Origin of the sequence: Glycomyces sp. NPDC048151, from assembly GCF_043202775.1 — a bacterium.
Taxonomy (GTDB): domain Bacteria; phylum Actinomycetota; class Actinomycetes; order Mycobacteriales; family Micromonosporaceae; genus Glycomyces.
The window spans coordinates 207,318-230,781 of record NZ_JBIDBB010000011.1; the positions used below are offsets into that span (position 1 = coordinate 207,318).

The window sequence follows — 23,464 nt, forward strand, 5'->3', positions numbered from 1 at the left end:
GTCCACCCCGGAACGGCGAAAGCCGTGAGTGTCAGGAGGTGTCGATTGTTCGCAGACAATGACCGTCGCATCGCAACCCGAGCGGCCGAAATCATCCCCCCGCTGCATGAAGCGGTGGAACTCACCGACCGTGTCGAATCTCCGAAGGCCAAGGCCCGCACCGAGGTCACCGAACCCTACGGCTACTTCTCCGACCTCACCGCCGCCCACCTCCTCCACCAGGGCGAGATCCGCCCCGCCTACACCCTCGCCGAACCCACGCCGCTCGAAGTCTGGCGCCGCAACCTCGAGATCGTCACCGCGATCCTCACCGCCGGCGTCGACTCCTTCGCCGTGCCCGGCTTCAGCCTCACCCGGCCCGTCCTCGCCGTCGCCGCCGCCGACCGGCAGCGCGTCCTCACCGCCCTCGCCATGCTCTGCGACTCCACCGGCGGCCGCCTCTCCACGCCCGAACCCGCCTTCCGCGAATCCGAACTCGGCCTCAACCGGCCCCAGTGGGCCCGCCGCGCCGACATGGGCGACGTCCCGATGGTCCGCGCCTCCTGGCTCTGGACCGACGCCGCCCGCGAACTCCTCTTCGGCGCCGACTACGGCTGCGACGTCGAGTTCTGGACGCCCACCGGCGACGGACACCTGCTGGCGCCCAGGCACAACCGCGTCAGTCCCGTCGTCCGCGACGACGGCGCCCGGGCCCTCGCCCCCGGGCGCCTCTTCACGGCGCTGGCGGGCGGCCCGCGCGCGGGCCTGCCGCGCGTGTCGACCCGGCCCGAGTTCGCCCGGCCCGGCCTCGACCTCGTGGACTTCCCGATCGACGTGGTCTACACGTGGGTGGACGGCGCCGACCACGCGTGGCTGCGCCGCCGCGCCGAGGCCGACCAGTCGCCGTACCACGCCGAGTCGGCGAACGCGGCCCGCTTCCACGACCGCGAGGAGCTGCGGTTCTCGCTGCGCTCACTGCACCTGAACGCGCCGTGGGTGCGCCACGTGTATCTGGTGACCGACCGGCAGCGCCCGCACTGGCTCGACGCGGACGCGCCCGGGATCACCGTGGTCGACCACCGGGACCTGTTCGACGACCCGGACTGCCTGCCCACGTTCAACTCGCACGCGATCGAGACGCAGCTGCACCGCATCGAGGGGCTCTCGGAGCACTTCCTGTACTTCAACGACGACATGTTCGTCGGCAAGCCGCTCGACCCGCGCCTGTTCTTCGAGCCCAGCGGGATCGCCAAGTTCTTCCCGGCGCAGACGTTCATCGGCATGGACCCGGTCAGCACGGCCGACTCGCCGCCGAACGCCGCGTTCAAGAATGACCGGGCGCTGCTGGAGCGGGCGTTCGGGCGCACGATCTCGCGGATGATGAAGCACGTGCCGTACCCGTTGCAGCGCAGCGTGCTCGCGGAGGTCGAGAAGGAGTTCACCGAGGACCTGGCGCGCACCGCGCAGAGCGCGTTCCGCAACGTCACCGACGTCTCGACGGTGACCCTGCAGCACTACTACGCGTACTTCACCGGCCGCGCCGTGCTCGGCGAGGCCGAGGACGCGTACGTGGAGCTGGGGATGCCCGACGTGACCGAGCGGCTCGAGCTGCTGCTGGAGCGGCGCGACCGCGACACGTTCTGCATCAACGACGCAGGGCTCCCGGAGGAGGTCGCCGAGGAGCGGTCGGCGTTGATGCGGCGCTTCCTGGAGTCGTACTTCCCGGTGCCGTCGCCGTGGGAGAAGTCCTCGGCGCTGTAGACGAAAGGGCCCGGAGCCTCGGCTCCGGGCCCGCTTCACGTCTGGCCTACTTCAGACCGCGGCGCTCCAGCAGCGGTTCGATGTCGGCGTCGCGGCCGCGGAAGCGGCGGAAGGACTCCATCGGGTCGATCGAGCCGCCCTTGCTGAGCAGGGTCTCGCGGAAGTGGTCGCCGTTGGCGCGGGTGAGGCCGCCGTGCTCCTTGAACCACTCGACGGTGTCGGCGTCGAGGATCTCGGACCAGATGTACGAGTAGTACCCGGCGGCGTACCCGATCGAGATGTGCGCGAAGTACCCCGAGCGGTAGCGCGGCGCGATCTCGGGCATGTAGATCCCGGCGTCCTCGAGGGCCTTGCGCTCGAAGGCCTCGACGACCGCGTGCGGGTCGTCGCCGCCTTCGGGCACGTCCTCGGGGGCGAGCCGGTGCCAGGCCTGGTCGAGCAGGGCCGCGCCCAGGTACTCGGTGGACGCGAAGCCCTCGCCGAACTTCCCGGCGGCCTTCCACTGGCCGATCAGCTCGGCCGGGGCGGCCTCGCCGGTCTCGTGGTGCCGCATGTAGTTCGCGGTGACCTCCGGCCAGTCCTCCCACATCTCGTTGACCTGCGACGGGTACTCGACGAAGTCGCGCGGCGTCGAGGTCATCGAGGTCTTCGGGTAGCGGCAGGCCGAGAGCAGCCCGTGGAGGGCGTGCCCGAACTCGTGGAACAGGGTCGTCACGTTGTCCACGGTGACGAGCGCGGGCTGCCCCTCGGACGGCTTGACGATGTTGAGGTTGTTGACCACCACGGGCTTGTCGCCGGTCAGGTCCGACTGGACGACGAGCGGGTTCATCCACGCCCCGCCCTTCTTGGAGTCGCGGGTGAAGAAGTCGCCCACGAACAGCCCCAGGGGCTCGCCGCCGTCGAAGACCTCCCAGACGCGCGCCTCGGGGTGGTACCCCTCCAGGTCTTTCCGCTCCTCGAAGGTGAGCCCGAACTCCTGCCCGGCCGCGAAGAACACGCCGTCGACGAGGACCCGGTCGAGTTCGAGGTACGGCTTGAGCGCTTCGGCGTCGAAGCCGTACTTGGCCTGGCGCACCTGCTTGGCGTAGAACGACCAGTCCCACGCGGCCAGCTGGAAGCCGCCTCCGGCCGCGTCGATGACCTCCTGCAGCTCCCCGGCCTCGCGGCGGGCGTTGCGCACGGAGGCCTCGGCGAGCCCGGCGAGGCGCTCGGCGATGACCCCGGCGTTCCCGGCGGTCTGGTCGGCGGCGATGTACGCGGCGAAGTGCTCGAAGCCGAGCAGCCGCGCCTTCTCGGCGCGCAGTTTGACCATGCGCAGCAGCGTCTCGGCGTTCCCTGCGCCGCGCCCGATCGTGGCCTTGTACAGGCGCTCGCGCAGGCCGCGGTCCTTCAGGTCCTCCAGGAGCGGGTGGCGCGAGAAGTTCGACTGCGTGATGAGCCAGCCGTCGAGGTCGCGCTCCTTCGCGGCGGCCGCGGCGGCCCCGATCTGGTCCTCGCCGAGCCCGTCGAGCTCGGCGGGGTCGGTGACGTGCACGGCCGCGTCGTTGATGTCGGCGAGGATCTGCTGGTTGAACTTGGACGCGAGCTCCGCCAGCTCGGTGTTGATCGCGGCGAGCCGGGCCTTCCCGTCGTCGTCCAGGGCGGCGCCGCCGCGCACGAACTCGGTCCGGTACCGCTCCAGGAGCCGCTCGTCCTGCTCGTCGAGGCCGAGCTCGTCGCGCTGGTCCCAGACCGCCTCGATGCGCGCGAACAGGTCGGCGTTGAGGAGGATCTTGTCGGCGTGCGCGGCGAGCTTGGGGCTGATCTCGGACTCGATCGCGTTGAGCTCGTCGCTGGTGTCCGAGGAGATCTTGTTGAAGAACACGAGGCCGACCCGCTTCAGCGTGCCCAGGCCGGACCGCTCCAGGGCCACGACGGTGTTCGCGAACGTCGGCGCGTCCGGGTCGGCGGCGATGGCGTCCACGGCCTTCAGCTGCTCGGCCATGCCCTGCTCGAACGCGGGCAGGTAGTGCTCGGTCGCGACCGCCGCGAACGGCGGGAGCTGGTAGGGGAGGTCGGAAGGGGACAGGAACGGGTTCTCGGTCACGGAGGCTCCTCGCTGCGAAAGTTGGCGGTGGCCGAATCCTATTCCGGGCCCTTGCCGTCCGGCAAGCGCGATAGGGCCGATCAGTGGTGCGGAGAGGAGAGCGGCCCGCAACCTCACCGCACGGCCCCGCGCCGGATTAATATCGAGCCCATGTCTGAAACCAGTCCGCTGTTCGTGGCCAGCGACATCCACGGCCATTACGACGCGCTCGTCGAGTCGCTTCGAGGTCGCGGACTGGTGGACGAGGACGCCAAATGGACCGGCGGTTCGGCTCGACTGTGGATTCTCGGCGACCTCTTCGACCGCGGCGAGGAGGGCGTGGCCGTCGTGCGGCTGCTGCGCAGGCTCGCCGGGCAGGCGGCCGCCGAAGGCGGGCACGTCGACACCCTCATCGGCAACCACGAGGTGCTGCTGCTCGGCTCGCGCCGCTTCGGCGACGTGGCCTTCACCGACGTCGACGGCCAGGACCGCCAGTTCCTGCACTGGTGGGTCCTCAACGGCGGCTTCGAGGACGAGCTGGGGGACCTCACCGACGACGAGGTGCGGTGGCTGGAGACCCGCCGCGTGCTCCACGTCGCCGACAAGGTCCTGCTCGTGCACGCCGACACCGAGTCGTACCTGGGCTACGGCCGCAGCGAGGAGGCCGTGAACTCGGCAGTCCGCGCGATCATGGCCGCCGACGAGCCCGAGGAGTGGTGGCAGCTGTTCCGGGAGCTGACCCGCCGCCACGAGTTCATGGGCCCCGACGGCCCCGCGCGGGTGCGCGGGATGCTCCGCTCGTTCGGCGGCGAGGAGCTCGTGCACGGCCACTCGACGATCCCCGACACGACCGAGCTGGAGCCGAGCCAGGTGACGCAGGCCCGCCGCTACTGCGACGGCCTCGTCCTCAACGTCGACGGCGGTGTCTACCAGGGCGGCAAGTGCCTGGTGGTCCGCCTCAACTGAGACGCGAACGAGACGCGGCGGCCGCCTGGTGGAGCGGCCGCCGCTGTCCGTGTACCCGGCCTGCGGAAGCTCTTGGAGACTCAGTCGTCGCCGGGCTGCTGCCCAACGAAGTAGACCCGCGTGATCGGCGGGGCCGAGTCGGCGCGGCTGAAGCGCGACTCCACCCAGAGGGTCGCGATAGCGGCCGACGCGAGGCCCATCGTGACCCATCCGGCGAGCGGCGAGAAGGCGATCGCGTAGCCCAGCGCGGCGGCCGTCGCGGTCGCGACGGCGGCGGTGAGGAAGGCCCTGCGGAAGGCGCGTCGATGTTCGCGGCGCGCGACGACTCGGTTGTGTCTCATATCTGACACAACGAGTCAGGCCCTTGAATCGACACGTTGCATGTGCAGATTTCCCGCGTTCGGGCGACCGAAACCCGGCATAACCCCAGATAGGCGACTAGTCGCCTCCGGCCCCGAGCAAGACTGTAAGCGGTGTCGAGCACTGCGTGATATTGGCAGTTGGCGGCCGTTGTGCCGGAAGGGAAAAGACGGTAAACAGTTAGTGTCGGCGCGCCACAGGCGACGGACCCGGCGTCTGAAAGGGGCACGGCCGGAAGGCCGACGGCCCCCGCAGGACACCGGACCTCGTGCGGGTCAAGACAACCGGGCACAGCTGACATTCGCCCGGCGGGCCGGCGCGGCGGCCGTGACTCATGGCCGGAGCCATGGCCGCCGCAACCGAACCGCAACGCACGTCCCGACAATCCGCATCCAACTCCTATATAGACGGTGGGGTCTGACATGGAGTCCGAAACGCAACCGATGGGCCGGCGCGTCGCCTACTGGCGACAACGCCGGGGCATGTCCCAGCAGGTCTTCGCCGACCGGATCGGCAAGTCCAAGAGCTGGGTCGACAAGATCGAACGCGGCGTCCGCCGCCTCGACAAGTACTCGGTCATCACCGAACTCGCCGAGGCCCTCAGCGTCGACGCCGGGCAGCTCCTCGGCCGCGAGCCGAAGCGCCGCCCCGGTCTGGGCGGCTGCCTCGACCAGGTCGAGGTCGAGTCCATCCGCCAGTCCCTCGAACGCTACGAGCGCCTCGGCCGCTTCCTCGAAGCCGCCCCGATCGAACCGACCCCGATCCCCGAACTGCGCGGATCGGTCAACTACTGCTGGCTCGCGTTCGAGAAGGGCCACTACCCGGTCGTCGCCCGCTCGCTCATCCAGCTCCTGCGCGACACCCCCGTGGCCGAGGACCGGCCCGTGGGCGGCACCAGCGCCGACGCCGCCGAACTCATGACGCAGGTCTACCAGATCGCCTCCACGGTCCTGCGCAAACTCGGCGAGGCCCAGCTCGCCTGGCTCTCCGCCGACCGCGCCATCTCCGCCGCCAACCGCGGCAACGACCCGCTCCTGGCGGGCATCGCCACCACCCGGGTCGCCAACGCGCTCAGGGCCCTCGGCCGCTACCAGGCCGCGCTCGACCTCAACGTCCAAGTCGCCCACGGCCTCATCTCCGAGTCCGGCGGCGAGAAGTCCAGCCCCGCGCAGATCAGCGTCTACGGCGCGCTCCTGCTCCAGGGCGCCATGGCCGCCGCCCTCGGAGGCGACAGCACCACCAGCGAGGACCTGCTCGACAGCGCCTCCCGCGCCGCGAACATCCTCGGCCGCGACGCGAACTACTACTACACGTCCTTCGGGCCGACGAACGTCATGCTGCACCGCGCCGCCGCGTTCGTCGAGCTCGGCGAAGGCGGCGACGCCCTCGCCGTCCACGACCGCATCCCGCCCGCCGCGCTGGCCGACCTCGTCGCCGAGCGCCGCGCGCACCACCACCTCGACATGACGCGGGCGTGCGTCCAGGTGGGGGACATGGAGCGGGCCAGCCGCCACCTCGTCACCGCCGACCGCCACGCCCCGGCCGAGGTCCGCTGCCGCCCGGTCGCCATCGAGCTCATCGACCAGATCCTGCACCGCACCAAGGGCGAGCCCGGCCAGGACCTGCGCCGCCTCGCCGAAGAGGTCGGCGCACTGAACTAGCCGCCATCGGCTGCACCGGCACTGGTGCGAAGAAGGCTGTGCCCGGAGCCACGCTGCTCGCGCTCCGGGCACGGCCCTAAACTCCAGGGATGCGCACGTTGAGCGAGATCACCGCCGCACTCGACGACCTGTACCCGCGCCGCTGGGCCGAGGAATGGGACCGGGTGGGGCTCGTCTGCGGACGCGGCGGCAACTCGGTCCGCAAGGTCCTCTGCGTCGTGGACGTCGTGCCCGCCACCGTCATCGAAGCCATCGAGAACGACTGCGACCTCATCGTCGCCCACCACCCCCTCCTCCTGCGCGGCGTCTCCAGCCTCGACCCCGCCGCCGACTACAAGGGCGACCTCGTCCACACCCTCATCGAGTCCGGCATGGGCCTGTACGTCGCCCACACCAACGCCGACGTCGCCAACCCCGGGGTCTCCGACGCCCTCGCCGACCGGCTCGGCCTCGTCGACCTCCGCCCCCTGCGTCCCCTCCCCGGCCCCGAGCACCACGGCACCGGACGCGGCGTCGGCCGCATCGGCCGCCTCCCCGCCCCCCTCACCCTCGCCGCGCTCCTCGAACGCGTCGCCAAGGCCCTGCCGTCCACCGTCGGCGGCGTCCGCGCCGCGGGCGACCCCGACCGCCAGATCAGCACCGTCGCCGTCTGCGGCGGCGCGGGCGACTCCTACCTCGACGAGGCCGCCGCGGCGGGCGCCAACGCCTACCTGACCGCCGACCTCCGCCACCATCCGGCCAGCGAGCACCTCGCCCGGAGCGGCCCGGCCCTCATCGACGCGGCCCACTGGGCCACCGAGCGCCCGTGGCTCGATATCGTTGCCGAGCAACTGTCCCGTCTGGTCGACGACGTCCTCGTCTCCGACCTCGACACCGACCCGTGGACCATCCACCAGAAAACCGGGGTGAACTAGGTTGAAAGCCGACCTTTTCGATCAGCGCCGACTGCTCGAACTCCAGGCGGTCGACACCCAGCTCACCCAGCTGGGCCAGCGCCGCAAGAAGCTCGACGCCGACCCGACCTACGCCGCCGCCGTCCAGCGCCAGCGGGCCCTCGCCGACAAGGCCGCGAACCTCACCGGCGACCTCGCCGACCTCGACCGCGACATCGAACGCGTCGAACGCGAAGTCGAGCTCGTGACCAAGCGCGCCGACGCCGACCGCGCCCGCATGGCCTCCGGCGCCGCCACCGCGAAGGAACTCGAAGGGCTGCAGAGCGAACTCGAGTCCCTCGCCCGCCGCCAGGGCGTCCTCGAGGACGACGAGCTCGAGCTCATGGAGCGCCGCGAGGCCCTCGACGCCGAACTCGCCGACCTCCGCCGCCAGGTCGAGGAGGCCCGCCAGGTCCTCGCCGACGCCGAGGCCGACCGCGGCCGCCAGGTCGGCGAGATCGACGCCGAGACCGCCGAGGCCGCCTCCACCCGCGAGGCGCTCGTCATCAACATCCCCGACCGCCTCGTCGAGCTCTACGAGCGCATCCACGCCAAGCAGCCCGTCGCCGCCGCCGAACTCGTCGGCCGCCGCTGCGGGTCCTGCCGCGTCGAGAAGTCCCCGGGCGACATGGTCCCGATCAAGGCCGCCCCGATCGACGAGGTCCTCCGCTGCGAGGAGTGCGGCTCGATCCTCATCAGGACCGAACTGCCCCAGTCGAAGCCGACCTCGCTCGCCTCCGAGGACGAGCTCAAGAAGTACACTTGAGCGAAGACGCGAAAGGGCGGGAGGCGCATTCGCGCCTCCCGCCCTTGACGTTTCGTAAATGACCGACATAAGCGAAATGTCCGCCCGGGGGACCCGGCCTCGGCGAAGCTTGCGAGCCGTAAATTTGCAGGGCGTCAACGCTATCGCGCGCTTACGACAATTCAGGCCCCCTGCGACTCACCCAATCAGAGGTGATCCGCTCACATCACGCCTTGCTGAAAGCGGCCCACCGCTCGATCAGCGCGGTCGCCTTGCCGTCGTCGATCGCGGCCGCGGCCAGTTCGAGGTTCGACTCGATGAGCCCCTTGCGGGTCTTCACGTCGTGCAGGTCGACGCCGTCGATCAGCCCCTGCCGCGACGCGAGCGCCGCCGCCGCGTTGATGAGCACCGCGTCCCGCACCGGCCGGTTCCCGCCCGCGAACACCTCGCGCGCCACTGCCGTGTTGAACTCGATGTCGCCGCCCCGCAGCGCCTCCGGGCCGGCCTTCTCCAGGCCCCACTCCGTGATGTCGATCGAACCCTGCGAGACGCGCCCGCTCGAGGCGATCCACTCCGAGGTCGTGTCCGACGTCGAGATCTCGTCCAGGCCGTCGTTCCCGCGGACCACGAACACCGAAGCGCCCCGCGCCGCGAACACCTGCGCCATCAGCGGCGCCTTCACCGGGTCCGCGCAGCCGATCAGGCCCGCCGCGGGCTGACCCGGGTTCGTCAACGGCCCCAACAGGTTGAACACCGTCGGAATGCCGAGCGCCGCGCGCACCGGGCCCGCGTGCCGCATCCCCGGGTGGAACGTCCGCGCGAACGCGAACCCGATCCCGACCTCGCGCACCGACGCCTCGACCCGCTCGGCCGTCGCGTCCAGGTCCACGCCCAGCGCCTCCAAGAGGTCTGCCGAGCCCACGTTCGACGACGCCGAACGGTTCCCGTGCTTGATCACCGGCACGCCCGTCGCCGCCACGGTGATCGCCGCCATCGTCGAGATGTTCACCGAGTTCGAGCCGTCGCCGCCCGTGCCCACGATGTCGACCGCGACGCCCAGGTCCGACAGGTCCAGGCGCGTCGTCTCCGACAGCATCCGGCCCGCGATCGCACCGATCTCCTCGGCCGTCTCACCCTTCGAGCGCAGCAGCACCGCGAACGCCGCCAACTGGGCCGGATCGGCGTTCCCCGCCATGATCTCGGCCATCGCCCAGTCCGCGCTGGCCTCGTCGAGGTGGTCGCCGTTCGAAAGACGCCCGAGGACGTCAGGCCAGGTCGGGCTAGACATAAGGTCTCCTGAAAAGGGGGAGGTCAGGCGGCGCGCTGCGCCGGTGCCACGCCTTCTGCGCGGCTGACCAGCAAGTCTACTACCGTCTGCCCGGTTGTCACGGGGTTAAGCGGGTGCATGAGCACCGCGTCCGCCCGCGACCACGCCGCCAGCCACCGGTCCGCGGCCCGCGCCACGACCACCGCCAGGAGCGGCGGCTCGTCGAACTCGTCGCGCAACTGCCGCGCGATCCCCAGCCCCCCGGCGGGCTGCGCCTCGCCGTCGAGCAGCACCAGGTCCACGGCGTACTTGTCGATGAGCGACACCGCCTCGTCGTACTCGCCCGCGACGGCGTACTCGATCCTCACCCCCTCCACCGGCTCCTCGCCGATCGCCGAGCGCATCTGCTCGATGACCGCGGGTCGATGGCTGTACAGCAGGACCGCGTACTCAGACGTCGAGATAGTCACGTCTCGCATATTAAACCGGCCACACTGAAATGGGAAGACCGGCGCGGCCACTTCCCCCGGAGCGAGTGCCCACATTGGCCCGACCCGGAATGACCTGGGCACACGATGTGAAGAGCCTGGGAGCCTACCGCCGCGCGACACGCGCGAAAAACACACCCCATGCGCAGCTTGGGCCCGCCGGGCCGTAATAATGTGCGCGTGACTGCCGCCGAAGCAACTATCGACCCCAGCCGTATCCACTCACTGACGCGGCCCAACGTCGTCAGTGTCGGCACCATCGTGTGGTTGAGCAGCGAACTGATGTTCTTTGCGGGCCTGTTCGCGATGTACTTCTCCATCCAGGCCGCCGCGCCCGAGATGTACGAGGAGGGCTACCACCACCTCGAGATCCCGTACGCGCTCGTCTTCACCGTGATCCTCGTGGCCTCGTCGATCACCTGCCAGCTGGGCGTCTTCGCCGCTGAGCGGGGCGACGTCTACAAGCTGCGCCTGTGGTTCGCGGTCACCTTCGTCATGGGCCTGGTCTTCGTGCTCGGCCAGGTGAACGAGTACCGGAACCTGGTCACCGAAGGCCACTCGATCTCGGCCGACGGCTACTGGACGATGTTCTTCCTGACCACCGGATTCCACGGCCTCCACGTGACCGGCGGCCTCGTCGCGTTCATCGTCTACCTCATCCGGACGACGATGGGCCGCTTCAGCCCCGCCCAGGCCACCGCGTCCATCGTGGTGTCCTACTACTGGCACTTCGTCGACGTGGTCTGGATCGCGCTCTTCGCCGTGATCTACTTCCTTCCGATGGCCCAGTACTGAAACACCTCGGCCGGTTCCCTTGTGAACTGACCCAATGCAAGTCAGGCCCCGGCCCAGCGCCGGAGCCGCATCCGAGAAATGCGACGGCCGCCGCCCGGAGGCGGCCGCCGGCCGAACCGGGACCTCACAGGGGCCCGGCCCGGTCCGAGAGCTAGATAAAAGGTGAGGCAACAACCGTGGCTGCATCAGGAAAACGCCGGCGAGGCTGGCGCAAGCGCCTCGGCGCGCTGGCCAGGTTCACCGGCGCACTGGTCATCGTCGGAGGGCTCTACTCGGCGTTCTCCCCGAGCCTGTACGCCCAGGAGGCCGAGTCCAACGCGATCGACTCCGAGGCCGTCAAGGGCCAGGAGCTCTACGACACCAGCTGCATCTCCTGCCACGGCGATAACGGCGAAGGCGTCGAGGGCCGCGGACCGAGCCTCATCGGCGTCGGCTCCGCCGCCGTCGAGTTCCAGGTGAACACCGGCCGCATGCCGATGGCCGCGCAGGGCGCGCAGGCCCCCAGCACGAACTACCCGGTCTTCACCGAAGAAGAGGCCGAGTGGCTCGGCGCCTACATCGAGTACCTCGGCGGCGGCGCGGGCATGCCCGACGACCTCGACGCGATGGTCGAAGAGGCCGACGTGGCCGCGGGCGGCGACCTGTACCGCGTCAACTGCTCCTCCTGCCACGGCTACGCCGGCGGCGGCGGCGCCCTCTCCTCGGGCGCGCACGCGCCTTCGCTCGAGGGCGTCACCAACGACGAGATCTACCAGGCGATGCTCACCGGCCCGCAGAACATGCCGGTCTTCGCCGACAACGAGCTCACGCCCGAACAGAAGGCCGAGCTCATCGCCTACGTCCAGTACCTCGTGAACGAAGACCGGGACCCGGGCGGCGTCTTCACTCTCGGCCGTTTCGGACCGGCCACCGAAGGACTGGCCATCTTCCTGGTCGGCATGACCGCGCTCCTGCTGACCACGCTCTGGATTGCAGGTAAATCGTGAGTGCCCACAACGACAGCAACCCGCCCGAACCGGTGGACCTGAGCAACCCGAAGCTCAGCCGCTTCGAGGTCTACAAAGAGGGCCTGCGTCGCGACGACATCGAGATCATTCACTACGAACCGCGCTTCGCGAAGCCGGGGACGAAGGCCGAGAAGCGCATGGAGCGCATCGTCGGCGGCCTGTTCCTGTTCTCCGGCCTCTTCGCGACCGCGTTCGTGGCGGCCTACATCTGGTGGCCCTGGGAGTATGAAGGCGCGGCCACCTGGCGCGACCTCCAGACCTGGTACACGCCGGTCCTGGGCACCACGCTCGGCCTCGCGCTCCTGTGCTTCGCCGTCGGCGTGCTCACCTGGGCGAAGAAGCTCCTCCCCGTCGAGGAGCTCGTCCAGGACCGCCACGACGGTGGGTCCTCCTCGGACGACCGCAAGATCGCCGAGGCCACCGTCGACAACATGGTCGAGGACCTCGGGATCAAGCGCCGTCCGTTCCTGGTGAAGGCCGCCCTCCTGGGCGCCGCGCCGCTCGGCCTGGCCGCGATCGCCCCGCTGGGCGCGCTCATCAAGGACCCGGGCGACATGCTCACCGTCACCGGCTGGAACGCCGAGAAGTACAACGACGGCGAGCCGGTCCGCTTCATGATGAAGGACGGCGCCCTGGTCCGGCCGGACATGGTCTCGGTCGGCGGTCAGATCACCGTCTACCCGGCCCTGCCGCACGGCGCGACCAACCAGTTCCCGACCTCGCCCGTCCTGCTCATCCACCTGCGGGAGTCCGACGCGGCGACGCTGCGGAAGAACCTGTACCCGATGTACCAGGACGCCGAGGCCCTGTGGGGCAACTTCGTCGCCTACTCGAAGATCTGCACCCACGTCGGCTGCCCGACGAGCCTCTACGAGCAGCAGAGCCAGCGCCTGCTGTGCCCGTGCCACCAGTCGCAGTTCAACGTCATCGACAACGCCGCTCCCGTCTTCGGCCCGGCCACGCGGCACCTGCCGATGCTGCCGTTCACCGTCGACGAAGAGGGCATCTTCATCGCGAAGTCGGACTTCCTGGTGCCCCCGGGGCCGGCGTTCTGGAACCGCCCGTCCCTCCCCGAGGAGGATGAGAAGTGAAACGCCGCAAAGGCACGAGCGACAGCCTGCTGACCAAGGCAGGCGGTGAGCTCGACGACCGCTTCAAGCTCGCGGGCCCGGCCCGGATCCTGTTCAACAAGGTCTTCCCTGACCACTGGTCCTTCCTCCTGGGCGAGATCGCGCTGTTCTCGTTCATCCTGCTGCTGCTCTCGGGCACGTTCCTGGCGCTGTTCTTCGAGCCCTCGATGGTCGAGGTGACCTACAACGGCGTGTACGTGCCGCTGCAGGGCATCGAGATGTCGCAGGCGTACCACTCGGCGCTGGACCTCTCGTTCGAGGTGCGCGGCGGCCTGTTCATGCGCCAGATGCACCACTGGTCGACGCTGCTGTTCATGGCCTCGATCCTGGTCCACATGCTCCGGATCTTCTTCACCGGCGCGTTCCGCGCGCCGCGCGAGACGAACTGGATGATCGGCATCGTGCTGTTCTGGCTCGGCTTCTTCGAGGGCTTCTTCGGCTACTCGCTGCCGGACGACGGCCTCTCGGGCACCGGCCTTCGCATCATGGAGGGCATGACCGAGTCGATCCCGTTCATCGGCCCGTGGGCCTCGGCCGCGCTGTTCGGCGGCCAGTTCCCGGGCACGAGCGTGATCTCGATGCTCTACATCATCCACGTGTTCGTGTTCCCGCTGCTCATCCTGGCGCTCATCACGGTCCACATCGGGCTCGTGTTCGCGCAGAAGCACACGCAGTGGCCTGGACCGGGGCGTACCGAGCACAACGTGGTCGGCTTCCGGATGTTCCCGAACTACGTCATGAAGCAGGTCGGCTTCATGCTGTTCATCTGGGGCGTCCTCGGGGCGATGGCGGGCCTGTTCCAGATCAACCCGATCTGGCTGTTCGGCCCGTACGAGGTCTCGGTGGTCTCCTCGGCCTCGCAGCCCGACTTCTACGTCATGTACCTCGACGGCCTGATCCGCCTGTTCCCCGCGTGGGAGCTGCGCATCCCGCCGTACTTCACGCTGCCGCCGGTGTTCTGGCCCGGCATCGTGGGCATGGGCCTGTCGGTGATGCTGCCGCTGCTGTACCCGGCGCTGGAGCGGCGCTTCACGAAGGACCGCGGGCACCACAACCTGCTGCAGCGTCCGCGTGACAACGCGGGCCGCACCAGCCTGGGCGTCATGGTCGTGGTCTTCTGGATCATCGGCGTGATCTCCGGCGGCAACGACGTGTTCGCCGAGAAGTTCGACATCAGCCTGAACGCCATGACCTGGGCGGGCCGCATCGGCCTGGTGGTCCTGCCGATCGTCGCGTACTACGTGACGTACCGGATCTGCCTGGGCCTGCAGCAGCACGACCGCGAGGTCCTGGCGCACGGCCTGGAGACGGGCATCCTCATGCGCGACCCGAACGGCCGCTTCTACGAGGTGCACCAGCCGCTGGCCGAGCCGGACGAGCACGGCCACACCGAGCTGGAGTACAACGGCTGGGTGGTCCCGAAGAAGATGAACCGCATCGGCGCGCTGCCGCCTGCCGACAAGGGCTTCTTCAAGTCGATCGAGGAGCCGTCCGAGGACGGCCGCGCCGAGCGGCGCGACGAGATCGAGTCGGGCAATCACTAAGCGAGACAAGGGAAGCGGGGCCGCACCGGAAGGTGCGGCCCCGCTTCGCGTACGTAGCGGCTGGTCGCTGCGCGGCACCTTCGGCACTTTGGTGTTCAAGGTTCAGGCGGGCAGCGACAGAAGGGTGATTGCCGTTGAGGGTGTGTCGGGTGGCCGAGTGGCAGCGCGTCCCTTGCGGCGCGGAGCGCCGTCTCGATTTTGGTTGGTGTTGCGCCCCAGGCGGTTTCGGCGAAGGCGGTCGGGACATCGATCATCCTCAATGGAACAATCACCCGTTTGAGTGATGACACCACTACGCTTCCCATGTCATGATTGAGGTACGAACAAGCAAGCGAAAACAGCCAGATCATTCGAGAACAGGCAAGGAGGCGAACCCCATGGCCCACTGCGACACCACCCCCACTGCCAAGGCCGCCTCTCCTTCCCTGGTTTCGGACCGGCCCTCCCGGGCTGCTGCGATCCGCTCGGCCCTCGACGAGGCGGCCGCGCTCATCAACGCCCAGTACGCTCAGGTGCTCGCTTCGGTGATCGCGATGAAGGAAGCGGGTCTGCACCGTTCGGAGTTCGGGTTCTCGGCGCTGCGGGATCTGTTGCTCTCCCAGTTCGACTTCACCTATGCCACGGCAGGATCGATCGCGGCCATCGCCCGTCTCTCAGGGAAGTTCCGTCTCCTGGCCGAGGCGGCGACGACAGGGGCGGCGAGGATCGACCAGGTCGCCTACGCGGTCCGCCAGCTCGACCAGACCCCGGCGATGCGCCTGTTCGCCCGCACCCCCTTCCGCACCCCGGTCCCCTCCCCCTTCGACCCCCAGGTGTCCTGCGCGACACCCGAGGCGATGGTGGCCCAGTACTGCGCCCACGCCTCGTTCAAGGAGCTGCGCCGCCACCTCGACGAGCTGTGGGCTTCGATCGCCGAAGAGGTTGAACTGTTCGACGAACTGGGCGAGCAGTCCCTGCAGCGCCTCGAACTCACCTTGCAGGGCAACGGCATGTGGGGCCTGGAGGGCACCCTGTCGGAGGCGACCGGGCGGCTGCTGGACAAGTACCTGAAGACCGCCTGCCCGCCCCCGAGGAAGGAAGACCGCGAAGCCGACAGTGACAGCGCTGCGGGTGACGCCGAGGGTCTGCTTCCTGCCCAGGCGAACCGGCACGCCGAAGCCTTCCACCAGCTCCTGGCCGGGTACGGGTCTTCCCCGCAGGCCGCGACCCGCCACGGGCACACCGCCACCTTGGACCTGGTGGTGGACGTCGAGACGTTGCAGGGCAAGGACACCGGCCGGCTGCCGCTCCTCGAAGGCCAGCCGATCTCGGTGGCGCGTGCCCGTCTCCTCGCCTGCGAGGCGGGCGTGATCCCTTCGGTGTTCAACTACGCCACCGGTGAAGCGGTCGAACTGGGCCGGGCCATGCGCCTGCCCAACACGTCGCTGCGGAGGAAGCTGGAGCTTGAGCAACCGGGAGGGTGCCCGTAGGAGACGGTTTCACTAACTACGTTTCCGCAGGTCAATAGCATATCATGGGCGATATTGCCCGATTTCAATGCCCGGCGGGCAGGCGTGCGGAACTTCGCGCGCCGATACGCAGGATTCAGCTTCAAAAGAGTCGAATGTCGTACCGCTACGCCAGACTCAGCGCATGACCATCGATACTCCGGAAGACGCTCCCGACGAAGTTCCTGACCCGGAGCAGCCTGGCACCGCTGATCGCTCTCCCTGGCTCACGGAATTCACTGCGCCCGATGGCACCACCCATGCGGTACGACGTCTGGTGCTGCCAGGCGGCGAACGGTTCGACGCCGAGTTCGTCGCCATCGCCCAACCGCTGGAGTTCGATCGGTGCCCGCTCTGCCTCGCCCTCAACCCTCGTCGGCGCGAGCACATCCCACCCGAATCTGTCGGCGGCACCGTTCTGACACGAACCTGCGAGCGCTGCAACAGCCTGGCCGGCAGCAGGCTCGAAGCTGACTTCGCCGACTGGGTGCATGATCGCCTGCCCACCCGCTTCACTCATAACAAGATTCAGGGCCAGCGTCGAGGACCCAGAATCCAGATCCTCGAGACCCACGAGGGTCAGCCCGTGCTCTTATTCGAAGGCGAACAATGCGACCCGGCCGTGCCCGAAATGCTTAGGCTCGGCGGGGAGGTCAACGTCGAGTTCACTACGCCGGACCCGGACCGATCACATCTTGCCGCCATCAAGAGCGCCTACCTCAGCGCATGCCTCATAGTCCAGGCCATCCCGGAAACTCCTGAGGCCGAAGCCATCCGGCAAGTCCTCCTCACCGCGATAGAGACACCGCGGCACCAACCAGTGCCGATGACCGGACTTCCCGACGGCATGTGGCTCGCCCGAATCCCCGGACCAGGAGTGCGCGGCGAAGCCGCCCTCGTGCGCGTCACCATTGAGGGTGGGGGCGAACCGAAGTTCGCCATCATGCTCGCCCGCAAGATCCTGGTCGCATGGCCCATCGGAGGCAACCTCGTTGGCACCGACGCCAACGACAATGTCACCTTCGCACTCCCGATGTAACGCGCCCTCTCCGAACACCACCGAGACCTACCTCAGCAAGCAGTTCAGCATCGCCCCTGCGCCGGATTGTTGGAAGATACTGGGTACGCCTTTCAGCACCCCACCTCGCTCATCGTGGATGGCTCATCCGCTCCCGGTGGCGATTCCTCGGCCCGGCGCGTAAGCCATGCTCAGTCTCGCCTATTTGGGCTCGCATTTATCGAACGGCCCTAAGAAACCCCAATCGTGTGAAAAAACTCATCAGCCAAAACAGGGACTGATCTAGGTGCCAGTTTGACAAGCACGGGCAGGCACAGACTCCAGTGGCCACTATTTAGGGCCTGCACAATCAGAAATCCAGACTGATTTCTATCGGCCGCAAATGCAAGCGATGCAAAGGTGCGGGATCGAATAGAAACATCAGAAATCTGTGCCGCTAGCTCTTCCGATTGTGCACGCAGGCCATGGCTAGCCAAAGAGACGCTGATAGAGCTCATAGCCAGCGATTTAACAAGTGAATCTGAAATTGATATCACAACTCGGTTGGCGTCGCCAAAGAGAGCCAGTTCGGCCAAATTCTTAGCAAGATTTGCCAATGCCTTCTCTCTCAACGAGGAATCTTGGATTGAACGTGCTATTCGCTCCGCATTTTCAACATCACCAGACCTTGAGGCAATGTCCGATAGACTTGCCAATGACTTTTGCCTGGCAGGTGGGCTCGAAATCCTCTGTGCGAGTTCTTCTCCGCGAGCTAGATCATTTCTCCCTGCGAGTTGCCTAGCTATCCTGGAAATAGTCCGATCCTTGACCAACGGATTGGAAATCAAATCGCAAGTGTAAATCGCTTGATTAATAAGAGTCTCAGCCAGCGAAGCATTGCCGCGTTCATCATAAGTATTTGAAATTCGAAGCATTGCATCGATGCGAAGCGCCGGAATCACGATGGACCCAATTGCAGCCAGGCCGCTCGCCAGATTCTCGTCTTCGAAGAACTCTATCGCAAGCTCAGTCTGTTCCCGAGAAATTCGATAGAGATCATTGCTCGAAGAAGATTTAGATACATCATCCCAATCAAATTTATTGTCACCTGGTTCACTAATTCCAGTAGATTCGGACTCATCGCTACCAGAGTCGGGGGACGCTTCAAACAGCCGCGATCTAGTATTCTTCGAAATCCACCGCCTCAAACTCGAACGAAGCTCTGGATCGGAAATCGATTCAAGCAGGCCGGAAAGTTCAGTCCCATCAAGTTCTGCTGCTACTGCCCTAACCATCCGTGCTTGAGCCTTCAGGCGCCGCGAGTGAGTCGAGATCTTCGCGACGACGCGCCGAGCTTCCGCTAGATCTCCTACCATAGCGATGGCTTCCGAAAGGAGCGTAAGTGACTTATCGCGTTTTGCCACCTCGTGGATCAATGTGATCGCTTTCTCGGAGCGCTCAAAATCTCCCACAGCACCCAACGCTTGAACGAGGCTGGCAAGATCTGAATCCTTACGGCTGCTGTCACTAGCTAGTCGAGCGATTCCTTCGGACTCTATCGCAAGCTCCTCTGCTCGCACTCGTTCTCCTCGAGACGCCAGCAGGGATGCAATTACCGCGAGCGCCTTAGCCTGCCGCGCAGGATTATTGAATCCTCGCGCAATCTCGAATGCCTCGGACTCGGAACCAGCAGCCATCAAGGAACGCACCACAGCGATTAGACTGTCAGCCTTTGCATGCTCGCCGTCAATTTCATCAAGAGCAGCCATAGCTTTTTGTGAAATTCGATGAGACGATCGTCGATCGCCAGCTTCGGCAATATTGCGCGCAATAGAAGCGAACGCCCAGCCTCGGCGCTCGGGCCCCCGAATCCGACCTGCAAGATTGAGAGCCGAGCTTACTATGGCCTGCCCCCTAGATCTTGCACCCCTTTGCAGCGCTGCATGACCGATAGTTGAAAGTAGGGGCGCGCGAGTAGACCAGTATTTGATGTCCTTTGAAATCTCAAGAGCCTGCTCCCAATCACCGCTAAGGCAGATTTCAACAGCGATAGCTGCGACCGCACTGTCCTGCTCACCTCTATCTGGGATAGAGGACGCAATAGAAAGAGAGTGATCAAATTTCCCAATCGCAGCATATGCGCGTGCAACCGCTGCAAGGGTGACGGATTTCTCACGGTTGCGAGGTATTGATCTCGCACGACTCTCTGCGCCGGAAAGGAGCGTGTGGGCCCCGTCCGAATCCCCGATACGGAATGATGCCTGCGCTATCATCGCAAAAGCGCGAACTTTTTCTGGAACATCAATCAGGGAGGTTGCAATTTGATAGGCAGTATCAATAACCGATCGCGCCGCTTGGTTGTCGTCTACGGAAGCCAGTTCCCTCGCAATGGAAACGAGTGCTCGAACTTGTTGATTAGGCTTAATGATCGATCGCGCTAGAGCCTCGGCACGATTAGCTCTTCCAAGCTGCGCCCACACAACGGGAAGATAGGTGGGAATATGGCTATTTCGCTCCATGAGCGAAACTCTATGTACCGCGAGTTTGCAGAATTGGTCCAAGTTTGAAGGAGCTCGCCGCACGAGAATTTCTAGCGTAGAAAGCACCTCATTGATTGCAACGCTGTCTCCTCCGATGATGTCAAGCATTCGTTCATGACGCTCTAGATCAATCGAAAACGAGAATAGCCGCTCAAGATCCATACTTTCCCGCAATAGGCTAAAATAACCCCGAAACAGGTACTCAGGAGTATCACTAGGCCACTTCCTTGCATGATAATCTGATGCCCAATGATGAATGCGGTTCCTGTACTTCTGAAGCCTGTTTTTTCCAAGCATTTTTACTGCCTGCCGTTGGATTTCCTCATGACAGAGGATATAGGCCGTATCGGCCGTGCGCCATCGCCCAGACCGATTCGTAAATGTTCGGCTGGAAACCGCCTTCAGCTGTTCTTCGATCTCCCATTCGGAGAGATCCGTAAGTTCTGCGAGATCACGGCCCGTTAGGCCGCCCCCAGCGGCAACTAGCAATCCGAGAAGATCCTGTTCGATCTCACTTCCGTGGAAGAGTCGCTTCAATTCGCGTTCAGCGTCCTGTCTCACCACGTCTGCAAACGAAGAGGGACGCAAATCGTGACGGATCTCGGGCATTCGAATTGGGTGATCATCGGGCACATCGCTTGGAATGGGAGGATTAGGTCGACTGGCGATAACAACTCTGATCTCCCCGTCTGGATCATTTGGCAACGCGGCGGCGATGCTATGGTTGTCAGGCCCAACTGTGACGCCAGTGTCTTCATCGAGCCCATCCACAACCAAGACCAAACGCTCTCCTTGCTCTGTGCAGAGTTTCGCTGCTCTCTCAAGAGATCCCGCAAGGTGAGCTTCACGCGTCGCTTCAGTAAGCAGTACAGGCATCGGCTCACCGAGAAGCTCAAGAACTTGTTCCAGAATTACCTCTGTAAACGAACTAACGTTGGATTGCCCCGCTGAACGCGCCGTAACAAAGAATGAGACAATTCGAATTCGAGGCGGCGGATTGAGTACGAAGCTCGCCAGGAGTGCTGACTTTCCTGCCCATGCGGGTCCTCGCCACCAAAAGTACCGTTCATTATTCTCAGAGATGCAGAAGTTCCTCAGCTCCGAAAGTTCGCTTTCTCGCTCTCGGAGTGATACGGGTGCTATTCGCCGCACCACGGCTTGATAGTCGGACCGGACTGCAGCTTGCGATGACAGGAAAGTTCTGTTATCCGATTCGATTGGCTCATCTCTCGCCTCGCCCGCAAACGGGAATCCGACTAGATCCCTTCTAATGGAAACAGTTGACTTGGTAGCTGCTGCGGGCGCGTACCTTCCAACGAGTTCATACAGTTTGCTGTATAGTTGGGCAGCTTGCGTCGATGTGCCTTCATTAACAATGTTCTGCAGCCGGGCGACTGCATTAGTGCGGTCCGATTGATCTACGCCCTCTGCTCGTAGTTCTCTCACTCGCAGGGCTGCTAGCAACTTCCAAGCGAGCTCGAGCGTTTCTTGTTGATGCTTGGATGAAGAATTTTCTGCTCGTGCCTTTTCGACAATCTTCTCAAATTGAACCAGGCGGCCGCGAACGCCTTGATTAGATGCTTCTCCACTTAGTATTTTGTTGCGAAATTGTGTGCAATCCTTTGAATCTCGTGCAATTCGCGCAAGCTCGCGAATCTCTTTGACCTGAGAGTTTGGACTTGCGACCACTAGAGCGAGAATCCACCTGCCGTCTTCGATTTCTCCTTGATGCAGATTGAGGGCTTCAAGGTAAGTGCCAATCAATTTGACGGTTGATTCATCGCTGGGGACGAATATTGGATTTCTTCGGACACCTATCGAGACCGACATGAAGGTTCCGTCTGGAAGCAATCCCCGGATTAGAAGGTCATCCACCGGAGTCAATCCCTTAGCCTGGAATGTCACCTCAACTGGCGCGACCTCACCGCCCAGCTCATCTATTGGTTCTGCGGTGAGCATGTGACTCAGGACGATTGCACCATACTGCTGTTCGAAGACTGTTCCGCCACCGCCCGTTGAATAAGGACTTGCGTGCTTTGGCCGGTTTTGGGAGCGTGGCTTGCGCGACATCACACAATTCTAACCTGCCACGGGTGTCACTGCTGAACGCTGGCTAGCACCCGCATGACGCGGTTAAGGCTGGCTTAGGCCCAGCCAGCCGAGAGCTGATGCCAGTTCTCGCTGTAATCCGGCCGCTCTCTTCGGTAACCGCCCGTAATTTTGGCTTCCGCTTCGAGCAAACTTGCTTGGGCTGTAGCGCGAGGAGCGCTATCTCTACTCATCTTCATCGTCGAATTCCACCTCGAATGATCGTGGGTCGTTGTAAACGCCGACGATGATGCCAACCGTGCCTTCCCGACAGCTCTTCTCCGGCAGATCCGGAGTGGGATCTGATCGGGTACCGACCCAGGTTAGGGATTGGCGACCTTAGCGGCCTTCTCCATTGCCTCGTTCCAGGGGAATCGTTCAGCGATTGGACCACCGCAATGGGGATCGTGCTTGGGCATCTCCAGGAAGGTCGCACCCTCCGTGATCAATGACGCGATTGCGCGCCGGTATGGGGCCCTGCCGGTGAGCGCGGAGTTGGCGAAAGGCACGACCAGGGTCGGGATGCCGAGGCCGATGTGTTCGGAGGCGACGTCGAGGGCGTAGGTGTCGGCGATGCCTGCGGCGAGTTTGCAGATGGTGTTTGCGGTGGCTGGGGCGATGACGAGGGCGTCGGCGTCGGGGCGGTCGCGGCGGGGTGTTCCTGGTTTGCGGTGTTCGGTGGTGACGGGGTGGCCTGAGGTGGCTTCGAGCGCGTCGAGGTCGGCGAAGGTGGCGCCGGTGGGGGTGGCGATGACGTGGCAGTCCCAGTCTGCGGCGTGGGCGGCCTCGACGAACTTGACGGCGCGCATGGCGGGTCCGGCGCCGCAGATGATGAGGTAGACGACCTTCATGCTTTGACTCCGATTCTTTCGCACAGGCCGCGGAGTTGGGGGTCGATGGCGTTCTCTTTAGTGCGGCGGACGACGATGCGGAGGACTTCGCGTGCGAGGGGGTTGAAGCGGATGCGTTGCGGGGCGACGTTCTCGGCGGAGGCGATCATGCGGATGGCGGCCCGGTCGGAGTCGCGCGAACCGATCCGGGCACACGCCCGGGCGGCGTCGAGATAGAAGGATGCCTGGCGGGTGGGGGCGTCGATTGCTCGTGGGTTGGTGGTGTTCGCGATGGTGATGGCCCGGCGTGGGTCGCGGTCGACTTCCATGGCGAGCATCCAGAACGCGAGGTTGGTGGGCCCGAACCAGCCGAGTTCTTGGCCGCAGTCGCCGGTGCGGGTGGCGAGGTCTTCGGCTTCGGCCAGGTGTGTTTCGGCTTCGGATTCGCGTTTGAGCCCGTACAGCGTCATTGCAGAGGTCAGGTGGAGTTGGCCTGCTACGGCCATGGTCCGTTGGTCGGCCAGGCCGCCATCGAGGATGCGGAGGCCAGCGGCGGCGAACTTGTGACCGCGTTCCATGCTGCCGCAGCTCAGTGCGGCGTGGGCTCGAGTGAATGCGGCGATGCCTTTGAGGCTGAGGTCATCGAGTTCAACGGCGGCGTCTCGGGCGCGCTCACCTGCCAAGTAGGTGTCGGCCCTCTGCCCGGTGGAGCGCATGACGTTCATGGTGTGCTCCCCCCGTTTTTCCGGAGAGGTTTTATCTTGGTTCTGGAATGAACCAGAAGGGGACAAGGTTCGCATGCCTATCCGGAAGTACCCGCCT

At 65.4% G+C, this 23,464-nt stretch carries 18 protein-coding genes and 1 pseudogene; 11 read left to right on the forward strand and 8 right to left on the reverse strand.

Translation table 11 applies throughout. The features are described from left to right. Positions 1-114 precede the first annotated feature (114 nt). Complete coding sequence (locus ACGGCP_RS24905; protein ID WP_392970712.1) at positions 115-1,740, forward strand: stealth family protein; 1,626 nt, start codon at positions 115-117, stop codon at positions 1,738-1,740. Between the two features lie 46 nt (positions 1,741-1,786). Here the strand turns inward: ACGGCP_RS24905 and ACGGCP_RS24910 are convergent, their stop codons facing one another. Further along, positions 1,787-3,826, reverse strand: a complete 2,040-nt coding sequence (locus tag ACGGCP_RS24910) for a M3 family metallopeptidase (protein ID WP_392970715.1) — start codon at positions 3,824-3,826, stop codon at positions 1,787-1,789. A gap of 150 nt (positions 3,827-3,976) precedes the next feature. Between ACGGCP_RS24910 and ACGGCP_RS24915 the strand changes: the two genes are divergently transcribed. Next, positions 3,977-4,771, forward strand: a complete 795-nt coding sequence (locus tag ACGGCP_RS24915) for a metallophosphoesterase (protein WP_392970718.1) — start codon at positions 3,977-3,979, stop codon at positions 4,769-4,771. Between the two features lie 80 nt (positions 4,772-4,851). Here ACGGCP_RS24915 and ACGGCP_RS24920 read toward each other — a convergent pair whose 3' ends face one another. Then, entirely contained in the window at positions 4,852-5,112 is a 261-nt protein-coding gene (locus tag ACGGCP_RS24920; protein ID WP_392970721.1) for a hypothetical protein, read from the reverse strand. 441 nt (positions 5,113-5,553) lie between these two features. Between ACGGCP_RS24920 and ACGGCP_RS24925 the strand changes: the two genes are divergently transcribed. The 3 genes from ACGGCP_RS24925 to ACGGCP_RS24935 all read left to right on the forward strand — a co-directional run bounded on the left by ACGGCP_RS24925 (position 5,554) and on the right by ACGGCP_RS24935 (position 8,490). Further along, complete coding sequence (locus ACGGCP_RS24925) at positions 5,554-6,792, forward strand: helix-turn-helix domain-containing protein (RefSeq protein ID WP_392970724.1); 1,239 nt, start codon at positions 5,554-5,556, stop codon at positions 6,790-6,792. A gap of 89 nt (positions 6,793-6,881) precedes the next feature. Beyond that, positions 6,882-7,706 carry a Nif3-like dinuclear metal center hexameric protein gene (locus tag ACGGCP_RS24930; RefSeq protein WP_392970727.1) on the forward strand — a complete coding sequence of 275 codons (825 nt, stop codon included), beginning with the start codon at positions 6,882-6,884 and terminating at the stop codon, positions 7,704-7,706. 1 nt (position 7,707) lies between these two features. Further along, on the forward strand, positions 7,708-8,490 hold the full coding sequence (locus ACGGCP_RS24935; RefSeq protein ID WP_392970729.1) for a zinc ribbon domain-containing protein: 783 nt from the start codon (positions 7,708-7,710) through the stop codon (positions 8,488-8,490). Between the two features lie 205 nt (positions 8,491-8,695). Here ACGGCP_RS24935 and trpD read toward each other — a convergent pair whose 3' ends face one another. Then, positions 8,696-9,757, reverse strand: a complete 1,062-nt coding sequence (trpD, locus tag ACGGCP_RS24940) for an anthranilate phosphoribosyltransferase (RefSeq protein ID WP_392970732.1) — start codon at positions 9,755-9,757, stop codon at positions 8,696-8,698. 23 nt (positions 9,758-9,780) lie between these two features. Continuing rightward, positions 9,781-10,200, reverse strand: coding sequence for a hypothetical protein (locus tag ACGGCP_RS24945; RefSeq protein WP_392970777.1), 420 nt, complete (start codon positions 10,198-10,200; stop codon positions 9,781-9,783). Positions 10,201-10,404: 204 nt separating this feature from the next. Here ACGGCP_RS24945 and ACGGCP_RS24950 point away from each other — a divergent pair, with 204 nt between their 5' ends. The 6 genes from ACGGCP_RS24950 (at position 10,405) to ACGGCP_RS24975 (ending at position 17,226) form a co-directional block, all read left to right on the forward strand. Beyond that, positions 10,405-11,019 carry a heme-copper oxidase subunit III gene (locus ACGGCP_RS24950; protein ID WP_392970735.1) on the forward strand — a complete coding sequence of 205 codons (615 nt, stop codon included), beginning with the start codon at positions 10,405-10,407 and terminating at the stop codon, positions 11,017-11,019. A 176-nt stretch (positions 11,020-11,195) separates the two neighbouring features. After that, a complete protein-coding gene (locus ACGGCP_RS24955; protein WP_392970738.1) occupies positions 11,196-12,005 on the forward strand; it encodes a c-type cytochrome in 810 nt (269 codons plus the stop codon). After that, complete coding sequence (locus ACGGCP_RS24960) at positions 12,002-13,117, forward strand: ubiquinol-cytochrome c reductase iron-sulfur subunit (protein WP_392970741.1); 1,116 nt, start codon at positions 12,002-12,004, stop codon at positions 13,115-13,117. The genes ACGGCP_RS24955 and ACGGCP_RS24960 overlap by 4 nt, the downstream gene beginning before the upstream one ends. Then, the gene (locus tag ACGGCP_RS24965; protein ID WP_392970744.1) at positions 13,114-14,700 is read left to right on the forward strand and encodes a cytochrome bc complex cytochrome b subunit; all 1,587 of its coding nucleotides are present in this window, start codon (positions 13,114-13,116) and stop codon (positions 14,698-14,700) included. The genes ACGGCP_RS24960 and ACGGCP_RS24965 overlap by 4 nt, the downstream gene beginning before the upstream one ends. Positions 14,701-15,077: 377 nt before the next feature. Further along, complete coding sequence (locus ACGGCP_RS24970; RefSeq protein ID WP_392970747.1) at positions 15,078-16,169, forward strand: DUF222 domain-containing protein; 1,092 nt, start codon at positions 15,078-15,080, stop codon at positions 16,167-16,169. A gap of 163 nt (positions 16,170-16,332) precedes the next feature. Then, complete coding sequence (locus ACGGCP_RS24975; protein WP_392970750.1) at positions 16,333-17,226, forward strand: hypothetical protein; 894 nt, start codon at positions 16,333-16,335, stop codon at positions 17,224-17,226. A 209-nt stretch (positions 17,227-17,435) separates the two neighbouring features. Here ACGGCP_RS24975 and ACGGCP_RS24980 read toward each other — a convergent pair whose 3' ends face one another. From ACGGCP_RS24980 to ACGGCP_RS24995, 4 genes and pseudogenes are all read right to left on the reverse strand, one after another. Next, positions 17,436-21,794, reverse strand: coding sequence for a hypothetical protein (locus ACGGCP_RS24980; RefSeq protein WP_392970753.1), 4,359 nt, complete (start codon positions 21,792-21,794; stop codon positions 17,436-17,438). A gap of 204 nt (positions 21,795-21,998) precedes the next feature. Then, the gene (locus ACGGCP_RS24985) at positions 21,999-22,100 is read right to left on the reverse strand and encodes a hypothetical protein (RefSeq protein WP_392970780.1); all 102 of its coding nucleotides are present in this window, start codon (positions 22,098-22,100) and stop codon (positions 21,999-22,001) included. A 35-nt stretch (positions 22,101-22,135) separates the two neighbouring features. After that, positions 22,136-22,663, reverse strand: coding sequence for a flavoprotein (locus ACGGCP_RS24990; RefSeq protein WP_392970756.1), 528 nt, complete (start codon positions 22,661-22,663; stop codon positions 22,136-22,138). After that, positions 22,660-23,464 (reverse strand): annotated as a pseudogene (locus tag ACGGCP_RS24995) (hypothetical protein); the annotation flags it as partial. The gene ACGGCP_RS24990 and the pseudogene ACGGCP_RS24995, both read right to left, overlap by 4 nt.